Origin of the sequence: Thermostichus vulcanus str. 'Rupite' (genome assembly GCF_022848905.1) — a bacterium.
In the GTDB taxonomy this organism is placed as follows: domain Bacteria; phylum Cyanobacteriota; class Cyanobacteriia; order Thermostichales; family Thermostichaceae; genus Thermostichus; species Thermostichus vulcanus_A.
Window position 1 is genome coordinate 113,917 of sequence record NZ_JAFIRA010000003.1, and the last position, 13,695, is coordinate 127,611.

10 protein-coding genes are annotated in these 13,695 nt (G+C 48.7%); 6 read left to right on the forward strand and 4 right to left on the reverse strand.

Going from position 1 to position 13,695, the window contains the following annotated elements; genetic code table 11:
- Positions 1-11: 11 nt before the first annotated feature.
- The 3 genes from JX360_RS02585 to selD all read right to left on the reverse strand — a co-directional run bounded on the left by JX360_RS02585 (position 12) and on the right by selD (position 2,927).
- The gene (locus JX360_RS02585; RefSeq protein WP_244349005.1) at positions 12-1,157 is read right to left on the reverse strand and encodes an ABC transporter permease; all 1,146 of its coding nucleotides are present in this window, start codon (positions 1,155-1,157) and stop codon (positions 12-14) included.
- A gap of 82 nt (positions 1,158-1,239) precedes the next feature.
- Positions 1,240-1,737 (reverse strand): hypothetical protein, encoded by a 498-nt coding sequence (locus JX360_RS02590; protein ID WP_244349007.1) that lies wholly within the window; start codon positions 1,735-1,737, stop codon positions 1,240-1,242.
- A 128-nt stretch (positions 1,738-1,865) separates the two neighbouring features.
- Positions 1,866-2,927, reverse strand: coding sequence for a selenide, water dikinase SelD (gene selD / locus JX360_RS02595; protein WP_244349009.1), 1,062 nt, complete (start codon positions 2,925-2,927; stop codon positions 1,866-1,868).
- A 110-nt stretch (positions 2,928-3,037) separates the two neighbouring features.
- On the opposite strand from selD, the gene JX360_RS02600 reads away from it, so the two are divergent.
- Positions 3,038-6,535 carry a DNA polymerase III subunit alpha gene (locus tag JX360_RS02600; RefSeq protein WP_244349011.1) on the forward strand — a complete coding sequence of 1,166 codons (3,498 nt, stop codon included), beginning with the start codon at positions 3,038-3,040 and terminating at the stop codon, positions 6,533-6,535.
- A gap of 17 nt (positions 6,536-6,552) precedes the next feature.
- Positions 6,553-6,948: a hypothetical protein gene (locus JX360_RS02605; protein ID WP_244349013.1), complete on the forward strand. Its 396-nt coding sequence runs from the start codon at positions 6,553-6,555 to the stop codon at positions 6,946-6,948.
- A gap of 26 nt (positions 6,949-6,974) precedes the next feature.
- Here JX360_RS02605 and JX360_RS02610 read toward each other — a convergent pair whose 3' ends face one another.
- The gene (locus JX360_RS02610) at positions 6,975-7,514 is read right to left on the reverse strand and encodes a hypothetical protein (protein ID WP_244349015.1); all 540 of its coding nucleotides are present in this window, start codon (positions 7,512-7,514) and stop codon (positions 6,975-6,977) included.
- 241 nt (positions 7,515-7,755) lie between these two features.
- Between JX360_RS02610 and pcrA the strand changes: the two genes are divergently transcribed.
- From pcrA to JX360_RS17820, 4 genes are all read left to right on the forward strand, one after another.
- Complete coding sequence (gene pcrA / locus JX360_RS02615; protein ID WP_244349017.1) at positions 7,756-10,125, forward strand: DNA helicase PcrA; 2,370 nt, start codon at positions 7,756-7,758, stop codon at positions 10,123-10,125.
- Positions 10,126-10,244: 119 nt separating this feature from the next.
- On the forward strand, positions 10,245-12,764 hold the full coding sequence (locus tag JX360_RS02620) for a dynamin family protein (protein WP_244349019.1): 2,520 nt from the start codon (positions 10,245-10,247) through the stop codon (positions 12,762-12,764).
- A 50-nt stretch (positions 12,765-12,814) separates the two neighbouring features.
- Positions 12,815-13,228, forward strand: coding sequence for a KGK domain-containing protein (locus JX360_RS02625; protein WP_244349020.1), 414 nt, complete (start codon positions 12,815-12,817; stop codon positions 13,226-13,228).
- Between the two features lie 32 nt (positions 13,229-13,260).
- Positions 13,261-13,596 carry a KGK domain-containing protein gene (locus JX360_RS17820; protein WP_425244340.1) on the forward strand — a complete coding sequence of 112 codons (336 nt, stop codon included), beginning with the start codon at positions 13,261-13,263 and terminating at the stop codon, positions 13,594-13,596.
- Positions 13,597-13,695 lie beyond the last annotated feature (99 nt).

The following is a 13,695-nucleotide window of genomic DNA, read 5'->3' on the forward strand; positions in this document are numbered from 1 at the left end:
CAGCCGCCTTTTCAGGGATCCCGTGGATCCAGAGCATCCCGCAGGCCGTCCCCGAGCAAGTTAAAGGATAGGGAACTGAGAACGACCATCAGGGTTGGTGCCAGCACCAGCCAAGGTTGCAGGATGATCACGGAAGCGTTGGTGGCCAGGGAGAGCATATTGCCCCAGGAGGCATCCGGTTGTTGGATCCCCAAGCCAATCAGGCTCAATACCGACTCCGCCACAATGTAGCCCGGAACCGCCAGGGTAGCGGAGATCACCACATATGTGGCTGTTTGCGGCAAAATATGGCGCACCATCAAATACAGGGATCCCGCCCCTGCCACCCGTGAGGCTTGCACAAAGTCTCGATCCCGCAACGACAGCACCTGCCCGCGAATCACCCTGGCCAAACCCGCCCAGCCGACAAACGAGACGATCACCACAATCACCAGAAAACGTTCTGCATTGGTAAAAGGTACGCCCGTCAGGGGGTTCCGCTGCAACACCGCCGCCAAGGAGACTAACAGGTAAAGGGTGGGAATCGACATCAACACTTCCGCCAGCCGCATCAACAGTGTATCCACCCAACCGCCGAAATAGCCGGATATTGCCCCCACCAACAGACCCATTGGGAAAGAAATGCCGATCCCCACCAAGCCAATAAACAGGCTGATGCGTCCGCCGTAAATCAGACGGCTGAAATAATCACGGCCTTGATCATCGGTGCCCAGCAGGTTCAACCGACCCACCCGGAGATCTTCTGCGGCTGGGGATCCCTCTTCTGGTGAATCCGGTAAATCTGGCTCAGGACGCAGTGGAATGGTTCCGAATAAGTGGCGATTGGATGGGATCAAGCCCAACCAACGGTAGGGAGCCCCCTCTACAAAAAAGCGGATCCCGGCAGGACGGCTGGTATCCACCAAAAGAGGACGTTCGCCCGTTTGCAAATCCACCGGCCCCTGGCGGGTTGGATACACATGGGGCCCCAGCCAAGTGCCAGACTCATCCCAAAAGTGAATGGCAGTAGGGGGCAGCAGGGATCCCTGTGTTTGGGATTGCAAGGGGTTATAGGGGGCAATAAACTCGGCAAAAATGGCACAAGTGTAGAAGAGCAAAAGAATCCAGGCTCCGATTTGGGCCCATCGATTTTGGCGAAGCCGTTTCCACCACTGCATGAGGCAAGGATCCCGTGAGCGCTGTTAGCCAGCCTAAAACTGGTCTTTTGGTCTTTACTGTAGCTGAAGTTGAGAAGTCCCTCTAACCTGCCAAAGAGTAACTGGGGCTGTAGAGGGCCATCATTTCCATCCGGGCAGCAGTGATCGTCTGCGGCAACACCCCCACTAGACGGGCCAGGATATCGTCCGGCAACTGGCTGACCAGATCAGTGGAGAAAAACTCTTCTAAGCTAAACAGCAATACGCGGGCCCGCTGAGCTGGGAGAGGATTATCCGTAATTTGTTGTAACCAGCGCATCCAATGTAGCCGCTTAGAATAAGCATTTTGCCGTTCCTGATGATTTTGCGGATGCAGCAACGCCACATCTCCAATCGGCAGAACAGTTCCAGATTCCACATCCAATGGCCCCCCGACCGCCGCCCCTGGCCCAGCAAACTCAGCATGAAAGGTTTTGCAGATAATCAAGGCATTGGGCCGCTGTGGATCCAGCATCAGCAGCTGCCCACTGCTGAGGCTCCGAATTAACTGCCCTGGCTCAACCCGCTTAACCAGGCTGTGGTTGGGAGAAGGTTCGCTCATAGTGTCTAGGATACCCCACCCCACTCTCTCTTTACATGAAACCTTTAAGTTCTGAGGAGCAGCTTAACGCAATCTTCATTTAGGGAGGAGCCAGACTTGATTTTTCCTTCTTTTATCCTACTGATTGGCTATAAAGTTGCCGCGAAGTCCTTGCCAATTGTATAGATTCTTGCATCCCCTGCTTCGCAACGGCCAATGTGGCGGGCTTGGGAATATCCGGCAAGTTGGAGTTCCTGGAGTAAGGCTGAGGTATAGCTCGGATCCACCGCCAACAGGAGACCGCCGCTGGTTTGGGGATCCGCCAACAGCAATTGCTGCCACTCGACAAGGGATTCTGCCTGTACACCCTCGTAACCCTGCCAGTTGCGACGAGCGGCTCCTGGAAAGATCCCTGCTTTGGCAAGGGAGATCGCTTCCGCTAAGCAAGGGATAGAGGACAGATCCAGCGTTGCCCCCACTCTCGAGCCGCGACAGACTTCGAGCAAATGGCCCAGTAGCCCAAACCCTGTTACATCCGTCATGGCGTGGATCTCGGGTCGCTGTGCCAATTGGGATCCGATGCGATTCAGTTGGGTCATCACCTGCAACACCTGCCCATAGCCTGCATCGCTCAATTGGCCTTTTTTCAGGGCTGTGGTCATGACGCCAATCCCAAGCGGTTTGGTCAAGATCAGATCATCCCCCGGTTGTGCGGTGGCATTGCGACGAATGTGGTCAGGATGGGCCAAGCCTGCTGCCACCAACCCAAAGATCGGCTCAGGAGAATCGATGGAGTGTCCTCCCGCCAAGGGGATCCCGGCCTCCTGACAGACCTTGATTCCCCCCGCCATGATCCCTTGAATGGCCTCCATCGGCAGGGTGTTGATCGGCATACCCAAAACCGCCAAAGCCAAAATCGGTGTCCCCCCCATCGCATATACATCGGAAAGGGCGTTGGTGGCGGCAATGCGGCCAAAATCCACCGGATCATCGACAATCGGCATGAAAAAATCGGTGGTCAAGATCAGGGCCTGGGTGTCGTTCAGCCGATAAACAGCAGCATCATCGCTGGTTTCGGATCCCACCAGTAGCGCCGGGTTGGGAGCCAACAAAGGCATATCTTTAAGAATCTGTTGCAACTGAGCGGGAGCAATTTTGCAACCACAGCCGCCGCCGTGGGAGTACTGGGTGAGGCGAATGGGGGCATCCATGGGGATTCTGGGAATAAGGATCGGCTCTACTCTAGTGAGCTTGGCATGCTGACGGGGGGTTCGCAAATTGGGTTAACGTTGAGGGGGATCCCACTATCCATAGCGTTGACATGACCTTTGTTCCCTTGCACTTGCACAGTGAATACAGTCTGTTGGACGGGGCTAGCCAGTTACCCCGCTTGATTGAGGAAGTGGCGGCCATGGGCCTACCTGGTATTGCCCTCACCGACCATGGGGTGATGTACGGAGCTATAGAACTGGTGAAACTGTGCAAAGCCAAAGGGATCACCCCGATCATCGGCAACGAGATGTACGTGATCAACGGCGACATCACGGATAAGACGCGAAAATACCCGCGCTATCACCAAATTGTCTTGGCCAAAAATACTCAAGGCTATAAAAACCTGGTCAAATTGACCACCATTTCTCATCTGCAAGGCACCCAAGGCAAGGGGATTTTTTCTCGTCCCTGCATCAACAAAGAATATTTGGTGCAGTACAAAGAAGGGCTCATCGTCACCAGCGGTTGTCTAGCGGGAGAAGTTCCCCAGGCGATTTTGCAGCGGCGAACCGAAATTGCTCGTGAAATTGCCGCTTGGTATCAGGAGCAGTTCGGGGAGGATTACTACATTGAGCTTCAGGATCACGGATCCCAAGAGGATCGCTTTGTGAATGTGCAATTGGTGCGCATTGCCCGTCAACTAGGGATCCCGCTCATTCTTACCAATGATAGCCACTTCATCTCCTGTCTGGATGTGGAAGCCCACGATGCTCTTCTCTGCATTCAAACCGGCAAATCTATTACGGAAAGCAACCGACTTCGTTACAGCGGCACCGAATATTTAAAGAGTCCAGAAGAAATGCGCCTGTTGTGTCGGGATCATCTCGAACAAGCTGTTATTGATGAAGCGATCTCCAATACTCTGAAGGTGATGGAGAAAATTCAAAGCTATGACCTATTCGGAGAAATGCGCATTCCCGACTATCCTGTCCCAGAGGGTCATTCTGCCGATAGCTACCTGACTGAACTGGCCTGGCAAGGATTACAACAGCGCACGGGATCTGAACAACCGGATCAAATTCCCAAAGAGTATCAAGAGCGGCTACGCTTTGAGCTAAACATCATTCAGCAAAAAGGATTTTCTACCTATTTTTTGGTGGTTTGGGACTACATTCGCTATGCCCGTGAGCAAGGGATCCCAGTGGGGCCGGGGCGAGGTTCAGCAGCAGGATCCCTGGTAGCTTACGCCCTAAAAATTACTAACATTGATCCTGTCAAATATGGGTTGCTTTTTGAGCGCTTTTTGAACCCAGAACGGAAATCAATGCCGGATATTGATACTGATTTTTGCATTGAACGACGTGGAGAGTTGATCGACTATGTTACCCGAAAATACGGTCAGGAACGGGTAGCCCAGATCATCACCTTCAACCGCATGACTTCTAAAGCAATTCTTAAGGATGTGGGGCGAGTTCTGGATATTCCCTACGCAGAAGCAGACAAAATGGCGAAGTTGATCCCAGTTTCTCGGGGTAAACCCGCCAAGCTAAAAGAAATGATTAGCGAGAATACTCCTGCCCCCGAGTTCAAGGAAAAATATGAGAAGGATCCTAAAACCCAGCGCTGGATTGAGTTGGCTTGCCTACTAGAGGGTACCAACAAAACCTTTGGAGTTCATGCTGCTGGGGTTGTCATTGCCAAGGATCCCTTGGATGAGATTGTGCCGTTGCAGTACAACAATGAAGGCCAAATTATTACCCAATATTCGATGGAAGATATTGAGTCCTTAGGTTTGTTAAAAATGGACTTTTTGGGGTTGCGAAACCTGACGATGATTCAGCGCTCAGTGGAGCTGATCAAAGAACACAATGGTGTTGATATAGATCTGGATAACTTGCCTCTAGACGACGAGAAAACCTACCAAATTTTGGAAAAAGGTGAGCTGGAGGGGATCTTCCAACTGGAGTCTTCGGGCATGAAACAGGTGGTTCGAGATCTCAAGCCTTCTAATTTAGAAGATATTTCTTCGGTGTTGGCTTTGTATCGACCAGGTCCTTTGGATACGGGCATGATCCCGGACTTTATCGATCGCAAACATGGGCGCAAACCGGTCACCTATGCTCATGATCTTCTCAAACCCATTCTTCAAGATACCTACGGAGCCATTCTCTATCAGGAGCAGATCATGCGGATTGCCCAGGATATGGCTGGCTATACCTTGGGCCAAGCGGATTTGTTACGGCGGGCAATGGGGAAAAAGAAAGTTTCTGAGATGGAAAAACACCGTGAGCAATTTGTGCAAGGGGCTGCCGAGCGCGGTGTTAGCAAATCAGTGGCTACAGAACTGTTTGATCAAATGGTTGCCTTCGCAGAGTATTGCTTTAATAAGTCTCATTCTACAGCCTATGGTTTCATAACCTTCCAAACGGCTTATCTCAAGGCTAACTACCCCACAGAATATATGGCAGCTTTGCTCTCTTCGGTGGGAGGGGATCAGGATAAAGTTCAACGATATATTACTTATTGTCTATCGATTGGGATCCAAATTCAGCCGCCGGACATCAACCGCTCCGGGCTGGACTTCACCCCCCAAGGCAGCAGTATTTTGTTTGGTTTGGGCGCCGTGAAAAATGTTGGGGAAGGTGCTATTCAAAATATCCTCGCTACACGTCAGGTGGAAGGGCCTTTTGCTTCTCTGGCCAATTTCTGTGAGCGAGTTGATCTCCGCACTGTTAACCGACGTGCTATAGAGGCTCTGATTCATTCAGGCGCTTTTGATCAAATTTCCTCCAATCGGAAACAGTTGATCGCGGATTTGGATCCGATCCTGAGTTGGGCAGCAGACAGAGCCAAGTCTAAAGCCATTGGTCAAGCCAGTCTGCTTGATCTATTGGGGGGGGGTGGTAGTAATGGTAATGGATTCGTTGAGGCTCCCCGTGGACCAGCTACGGAAGATTTTCCCCCACAAGAAAAGCTCAAACTAGAGCGGGAACTGCTGGGCTTTTATGTTTCGGATCACCCTTTGCGTCGGATTCAAGAGCAAGCACGGTTATTGGCGCCAGTTAACCTATCTGACATTGGAAATTATGCCGCTGATGCTACTGTTAATATTATTGCTTTAATCACCTCTATTAAAAATATAACAACCAAGAAAGGGGATCGCATGGCCATTTTGCAATTGGAAGATCTGACCGGCAGCTGTGAAGGGGTGATCTTTCCCAAAACTTATGAACGCTTACAAAATCTCCTAGCGATAGATCAACGACTGTTGTTTTGGGCGAAGGTGGATCAACGGGATGAACAGGTGCAGCTGATTGTGGAGGAGGTTCAACCAGTTGAGTCAGTGGATTGGGTGACGGTAGAAATTCCTTTTCACTCTGCCGGAACCTTGGAAGATCGCTACCGTTTACAAACTTTGATTAGTCAACAACGCTCAGAAGTTAAGGAAGAAAACCGTACACCTGTTGTAGCTGCTATCTCCGCTAATCCACACAAAGTTTGGGTACGGATGGGATCCCAATTTTGTGTCAAGAATGCTCAAGCTACCGTTGAAGCCTTACGGCAGGCCGGATACACTGCCCGTAGAGAATCGTTGCTATCGAGTTGATTGGGAAAGTAGAAAACATGAATCGAATATCTGGCTGGATAATCGGATCCCTGTTCGCCATCAGTGCTTGTTCTTCCTCTACTGGAACCGTTAGCCCCAGACCGGATATTCAGGGTTTAGCCACGGTCAACTCCGTTGAAATTTTTATCCTGACATCCGAACCTCCTCAAGTTACGGTAGAAGTGCAAGGTTTTGTTGGGGATCCCTGTACTCAACTGCAAGAGCCCATCATCACTGCTGCACCAGCGACTCGGGAGTTTACCGTTACCTTGGAAACCCTTCGCCCTGCTGATGTGGTGTGTATCCAAGTTTTAGCCCCTTTTGAAGTTGCCTTCCAGTTGCCGATAGAAGGATTACCTCGTGGGGAGTATACCGTGTCGGTAAATGGGGTTTCGGAAACTTTTCTCTACTAAGCTGAGCCTTGAGAGCTGAGTAGATTTTAGTAAATCAAGGTGCGAATGCACTGGCGAATTTTGAGATTCGATTGATCCAAATTTTTGAATCCTCCAATCGGGGATCCCTCTCCATCTAGGAGGAGCAAAGCCGCCTGTTGTCGCAAATCGATTCCTGGAATAGCTTCTGAGACAACTTCCTGGATTCCTTGAACGGTTTCTCCCTCAAAATCAACTGCAACATATACATATTGAGAAACCAACCGGGGATCCGTCGGTACGCTCTCGCGGATGAACTGCAACACAAAGTCCTGTAAGAGAACCAATCCTCGGCCATCCACCAAAACAATTTGTCGTAGACGCGGGTTTTGCCCAAACTCCAACGCCAAACTTTTGGAAAGAGATTCCGATTCGGATCGAGTACGGCCATTGGTTAGAATCAAGGCTTGTATACCATCGTACTGACCCAAATCTACTGTGCCTCCGAATACATTTTCTATCGTAAAGGTTAGGGATCCCTGACTACCCTTATTTGGGCAACTACTGGCGCTAACAGGTTGTGCTGCGACCCACTGAAGTAAGGTCAAACTTGCTAGCAAATGAATAGGGCATCTAATCCAATGATTTGGGGCTCGGAGGAAATTTTGATACCAGCAGAGGATGGGTTGACACCTTTTCAAAAGTAAGTTCATGGCAATCGAACAGGGATCCCTGACTACAACCGGCCAAATCTTAACGCATCTTCCCTGAGGATCCACTGGATGGGAGCCTCTTTTTGTGGTTGGTGGCCCTGGAGGCTTATGCCCATAATAGAAGGCAGTTTCCGGTATGCTCTACGTCATGACTCAAGTCTCTCTGTTGGATGCCCTCAATCCCTCTCAACGCCAGGCGGTGCAACATTTTTGTGGCCCATTGCTGGTAGTGGCTGGGGCAGGTTCCGGCAAGACACGCGCGCTCACTCACCGTATTGCCCATCTGGTTCGCCAACATCAAGTGGATCCGGCAGAAATTTTGGCGGTGACCTTCACCAACAAAGCAGCCCGTGAGATGAAAGAGCGCATTGAGCAGCTTTTTGCGGAGCAGGAAGCCCATGAACAATTCGGGATCCCTTTGGCGCAGTTGGAGCCAGCTCAGGCAACCCGGCTCAAATCCAGGGTTTACCAACGGATCATCAAACCCCTCTGGGTTGGCACCTTTCATAGCTTATTTTCTCAGATCCTACGGCTGGATATTGAAAAGTATCAGGATCCCAAGGGACGCAAATGGACACGTAATTTCTCGATTTTTGATGAATCAGACGTACAGTCACTGATAAAAGAGATCGTGACGAAGCAGCTTAATTTAGATGACCGAAAATTTGATCCAAAGTCAGTTCGCTACGCCATCAGCAATGCTAAGAATCAAGGCTGGACTCCTGCCGATCTAGAACATCATCAACCCAATTTCCGCGGTCGTACCATTGCTCAGGTCTACGAGGTTTATCAGGATCAGCTGGCTGCCAATAATGGTCTCGATTTTGATGATCTGATCTGGATCCCTGTGCAACTGTTTCGCCAAAACGAACAGGTATTGGCCTACTGGCATCAACGTTTTCGCCACATTCTAGTGGATGAATACCAAGACACCAACCGTACTCAGTATGAACTGATTCGACTCCTGACCACCAACGGCGAGATGCAAAAATCAAAGTTGAACTGGCAAAACCGCTCCATCTTCGTGGTGGGAGACGCAGATCAAAGTATCTACAAGTTTCGCGGGGCTGACTTCACGATCTTGATGGAGTTTCAAGAAGCTTTTGGCGATGGTTTACCGGATGACGATACCCGCACAATGGTGAAGCTTGAGGAGAATTATCGATCCACAGCCACAATTTTGCAAGCAGCTAATGCCTTAATTGATAACAACACCGAACGGATTGAGAAAGTCCTTAAACCCACACGTTCTCAAGGGGATCCGATCTTTTGCTATCAAGCGGACGACGAGATGGCGGAAGCAGAATTTGTAGTCAATGCCATCAAACGTCTGGAAAATAAGGATCCCGATGTCTCCTGGGGAGATTTTGCTATCCTCTACCGTACCAATGCTCAATCCCGTCCTTTTGAGGAAGTGTTGATGCGCTGGGGGATCCCTTACATTGTTGTGGGTGGTCAGCGGTTTTACGATCGCAAAGAAATCAAGGATGTGGTGGCTTATTTGCGGGCGGTGGTCAATCCAGCCGATTCTCTCAGCCTATTGCGAATCATCAATGTGCCCCGACGGGGAATTGGCAAATCGACGATTGATAAATTAACCCAAGCCGCTGCCACCTTAAATGTGCCCTTGTGGGAAATCCTTAGTGATGAGACTTCAATTCACACATTGGCAGGGCGTTCAGCCAAACCTGTCATCCAGTTCGTTCAACTGTTGGAACACTGGCATCAACAGCTTGCTCAGGCGAAGGCTACGGAGATTTTGGAAGGGCTGTTACGAGATTCTGGATACCTGGAAGATTTGAAAGCTCAAGCCACAGAAGAGGCAGAAGAACGAGCCCGAAATGTGATGGAACTCTACAATGCAGCTCGCCAGTTTGAAGAGGAACAAGGGGATCCCAGTCTGGAGGCATTCTTGAGCAATGTGTCTCTAGCTTCTGATTTGGATAACTTACAAGAAGGTTCGGAAAAAGTCTCTCTAATGACCTTACATTCTTCCAAGGGGTTGGAGTTCCCAGTGGTTTTTCTGGTGGGCATGGAGCAAGGGCTTTTCCCCAATTTTCGGGCTTTGGAGGATCCCGCTGCTTTGGAGGAAGAACGCCGACTTTGCTATGTGGGCATCACCCGCGCAAGAGAGCAACTGTTCTTCAGTTACGCCAGTGAACGACGCTTGTACGGTAATCGAGAAGCCGCTATCCCTTCATTGTTTTTAAGTGAGCTGCCCAAGGAATTGATCGAATTGGACAAACCGGGTGCCATTCCCCGTCCACTCTCCCGCGGCACTACCCTCCCCATCTCCGCTACACCCAAAGCACGGCCAGCAGCGCGGCATTCTCGCTCGGAACAGTGGTCGATCGGGGATCGCCTGGAGCATCCGCAGTTTGGGCGGGGACACATTACCCATGTCTTTGGCAGCGGCGAACGGGTCACGATTGCGGTGAAGTTCCCAGGGATCGGTCAGCAGAAAATTTTGGATCCCCGGATTGCCCCGATTCAAAAGCTTAACTAGGTGGTTTTAACTAAAAAATCTACAACAAAACCAGAGATTCAGAGAAATAGCGTAGGAATCTACACTTCAAGGCGAAGGAAGTTCCGCCTATAATCCGATCAGCGTCTGTGGTGGTCTCTATGTCTGTAAAGCTCCTGCCTCAGTGTGAGAACTTGAAAGAGCAGGTTGAAACCATCCTGCAACTCTGGCACCAGGATCCCATCCTTCAAGGCAAGCAAGATACTACCCGGATTCAATCCTCCCTTAGTAAAGCCATTTCTCCAACGTTCGAGATCGTCTTCGCAGGTGCTTTCAGTGCGGGTAAATCCATGCTGATTAATGCCTTGTTGGAAAGGGAGCTTCTGTATAGTGCGGAAGGCCACGCGACCGGAACTGAGTGTTACATTGCCTATGCAGAGCCCTCTGAGGAGAGGGTTGTTCTCACTTTTCTGAGTGAACATCAGGTGCGCGAACAAATCACGGCCTTTTGTACACGGTTAAATTTGTTGTCTCCTCCGGCCCAATTGGAAAACGCAGCTCTCAAGTCGCTGAAAGAGCAAACTGAGACCATCATTCAACAGGAGGGTGGCAAGAGTAAGTCAGAACGAGCTAAGCAGGCGGATGCGCTTGGCCTGCTCATTGAGGGTTTTCAACAGAACCGTGCAAGCATCCATCCTACTGAGAACAAAATTTTCTCGATGGAGCAATTTAACTTTAGCAACCTAAAGGAAGCTGCAAGCTTTGCTCGGCGCGGGGCAAACAGCGCAGTCCTTCGGAAAGTAGAGTACTACTGTCATCATCCATTGCTCAAGGATGGCAACGTTATAGTCGATACTCCAGGAATAGACGCTCCGGTCAAAGCCGATGCTGAGAGAACCTATCAAAAGATTGCAGATCCAGATACTTCAGCGGTAATTTGTGTTCTAAAGTCTGCAGCAACCGGGGAGTTGACACAGGAGGAAACTGATCTAATTGAACATATACAAGCTAATGCTAGTATTCGAGATCGAGTGTTTTATGTATTTAATCGAATTGATGAAACCTGGTACAATGCCCAACTTAGGCAAAGACTGGATAGTATTATTAATCAACAGTTCCGACAACTTCGCATATTTAAGACCAGCGGTCTGCTTGGATTCTATGGATCCCAGCTAAAGACAACTACTCCCGAGGATCGTTTTGGATTAGACACTATCTTTGCAGAAAGCATCAAGGGATTGGGTGGGGAAGAGGAAACGCCACAATTCGTCAGTGAGTTCAACAAGTACTGTGGCTCAGGAAAATTAGTAGGATCCATATTTCGACCTTCGATACATGGATACGAAACACCTTTGGACAACTATGTCCGAATTTTAAGGGAATGGGGCAAGCCTTTGATTGAACACATGATTAAAGATAGTGGTATTGAGGAATTCCGTTTGGGGATCACTCGTTACCTTACCGAAGAGAAGCGCCCGCAGTTATTTTCAGCACTGGCGAATGACTTGCAACCCTTATGTATTGAGCTAAGAAAGTCTTACTTAGATTTATACCGAGATTTGGATAGCAAGCCTCGAGAAGTGGAAGGCATGATTGCACACGAACTGATGCTAATCAACCAGGAGCTGACAAATATTGGGCGAGAATTTAATGAACATATTCAGATTATGGTCAATGAGGTTATTGATGGCACAGATAAGGAATTTGAGGCTGACTTCCGCAAGTTGCAATCTAAGATGGTGCGTAGGCTAGATGAACTTCTAGACACCTTCTCAGTAGATGATGTTTACAGTCGGGCTATTCGTAGTCATCCTCGTAATTCTACAGCTCCATTATTGGCGGTGTTAGTCGAGGCTTTTTACTACTTATCCAACGAACTAGAAGATATTCTAGTGGAATCTGCTAATACTGTTGTTGAGAGTTTTTTCCGTCGCCTCAACGATCGAGTTCGCAACTCCAACTACTATAAGCAATTATTCCGTCTATTGGGATCCGACAATGACCTAGAAAGAAAATTATTGCTTGTTGAGGAAATTACTCGCAACTCATTAATTAACGGTGCTCGCAAAGAATGTGATCGGTACGTACGAGAAAGTCCCCGTTTTTATGATGAAGGAACTTTTTCAATCTATCAGTTCCGTGAAGTCTTGAGACAAACATCTCAATCCTACGATATTTCTGCTATTCGAGATGCTGAAGCAGCGATCCGACAGTTACTAAAGCTAGACTTTGAACCAAAAATTAATCAGACCGTACGTTCCAACTTTCGCCAAGAGACAAATAACACTCTAAAAACTCAACTGTTACCTATTGCCAAGCAAGTTGCCGATGAGATTTTACAAAGATATCCAGAAGCAAAGCAGTTCATGGAGGAAACACTCAAGAAAGAGGCAAAAGAGAAAATTGCTCTGAATGAGCAGCGGCTGAAGGAACTAGAGATGAACATAGATAGATATAACCAAGCTGTTTCTGCTATCAATCTCTGCTTGCAAGCCCTAGGTTTAAATCGGGAGATGCTGCCTATGATGGGATCCCTTGAGTCATCCTCGTTTAAGGGTACGATTGAAACTTTGGTGAGTCCACCCGAGGGTGAGATGAATCAGACTGTAGACTCTGTTCCTGTAGATCTGGGAACCGAGTCTTTCCCAGAGTTAGATGGTATTCTTGATGACTTGCGATAGAATATATGAGCTTCTGAGTATCTTGTTTCCTTACTCATTTGGGTTGGGTTATGCCTTCTAAACCGATAGAGCTACAACAATTTCCCGAAGGGATCCTCTCAATTGGGGAGAAAACCTTTAAGATTGCTAACTTGCTTAAAGCAGCCCAAGACGATTTGGTTAAGGAAGACGAGCTGAATCGATTGTTTATTGCTGCATTGAGAGCTACAGGGATCCTTTCACCAGACGACTTGATCAACATTGCCAGTAGCTTCTTTGCTCCCAAGCCTGAAGAGACTTTGTTGCAAGAGGCTAAGTGGTTCGAACAGGGTCTTGCCTGTCAGTTACTCATCCCTGGGAAAAAAGAATGGGAGAAAGACAAAGTTAGGTTGCGCATTTCGGTGCAGTTTGAGCCGGAGGCTGTCGGAACTTCTGCTTCAAGTAGTGGATCCCCTTTGGATGATATTCGGAAAGATAGTGAATAATAAGGTCATGGCTGCTGATTGGGAGAAAAATCTTGTCAGATAATGATTCTATAACTGTTCATGATAGCTTTACTGAGGCTGCTGGATCGCCCGGAGCTGTACTTGATGTCGGAGGCTGTCTTATTTATTTACAGGAATTTGTTAGCTCTTGTGTGCAAGTAGCTTATGAGAACTTTGAGTCGCGTCTATTTAGTAATATAAAAAACAAAGGATTTCCGATTAATTCACAACATTTGAGCAAGATAACTGATAAGCAGGGAATACCTCTCAAGCTTTTGCGGCCCAGCGAGTCATGGATCGGTGGCAGGATAAGAGTGAGGATATTGATTGAGTTTGAACCCTGGTTGACTGACAAAACTAATCGGTGACATAGCAGTACGTGTGTATTTTGAATTCGATTCGATAGGTACGCTGGTCATGCTGCTTCCGAGACGCCATGGTTGGTTCAGGATCGCGGTTACAGGTGA

Excerpts from the sequence above, each read along its gene's own strand:
- JX360_RS02585 (WP_244349005.1), bottom strand. The coding sequence starts at position 1,157 with ATGCAGTGGTGGAAACGGCTTCGCCAAAATCGATGGGCCCAAATCGGA.
- JX360_RS02590 (WP_244349007.1), bottom strand. The coding sequence starts at position 1,737 with ATGAGCGAACCTTCTCCCAACCACAGCCTGGTTAAGCGGGTTGAGCCA.
- selD (WP_244349009.1), bottom strand. The coding sequence starts at position 2,927 with ATGGATGCCCCCATTCGCCTCACCCAGTACTCCCACGGCGGCGGCTGT.
- JX360_RS02600 (WP_244349011.1), top strand. The coding sequence starts at position 3,038 with ATGACCTTTGTTCCCTTGCACTTGCACAGTGAATACAGTCTGTTGGAC.
- JX360_RS02605 (WP_244349013.1), top strand. The coding sequence starts at position 6,553 with ATGAATCGAATATCTGGCTGGATAATCGGATCCCTGTTCGCCATCAGT.
- pcrA (WP_244349017.1), top strand. The coding sequence starts at position 7,756 with ATGCTCTACGTCATGACTCAAGTCTCTCTGTTGGATGCCCTCAATCCC.
- JX360_RS02620 (WP_244349019.1), top strand. The coding sequence starts at position 10,245 with ATGTCTGTAAAGCTCCTGCCTCAGTGTGAGAACTTGAAAGAGCAGGTT.
- JX360_RS02625 (WP_244349020.1), top strand. The coding sequence starts at position 12,815 with ATGCCTTCTAAACCGATAGAGCTACAACAATTTCCCGAAGGGATCCTC.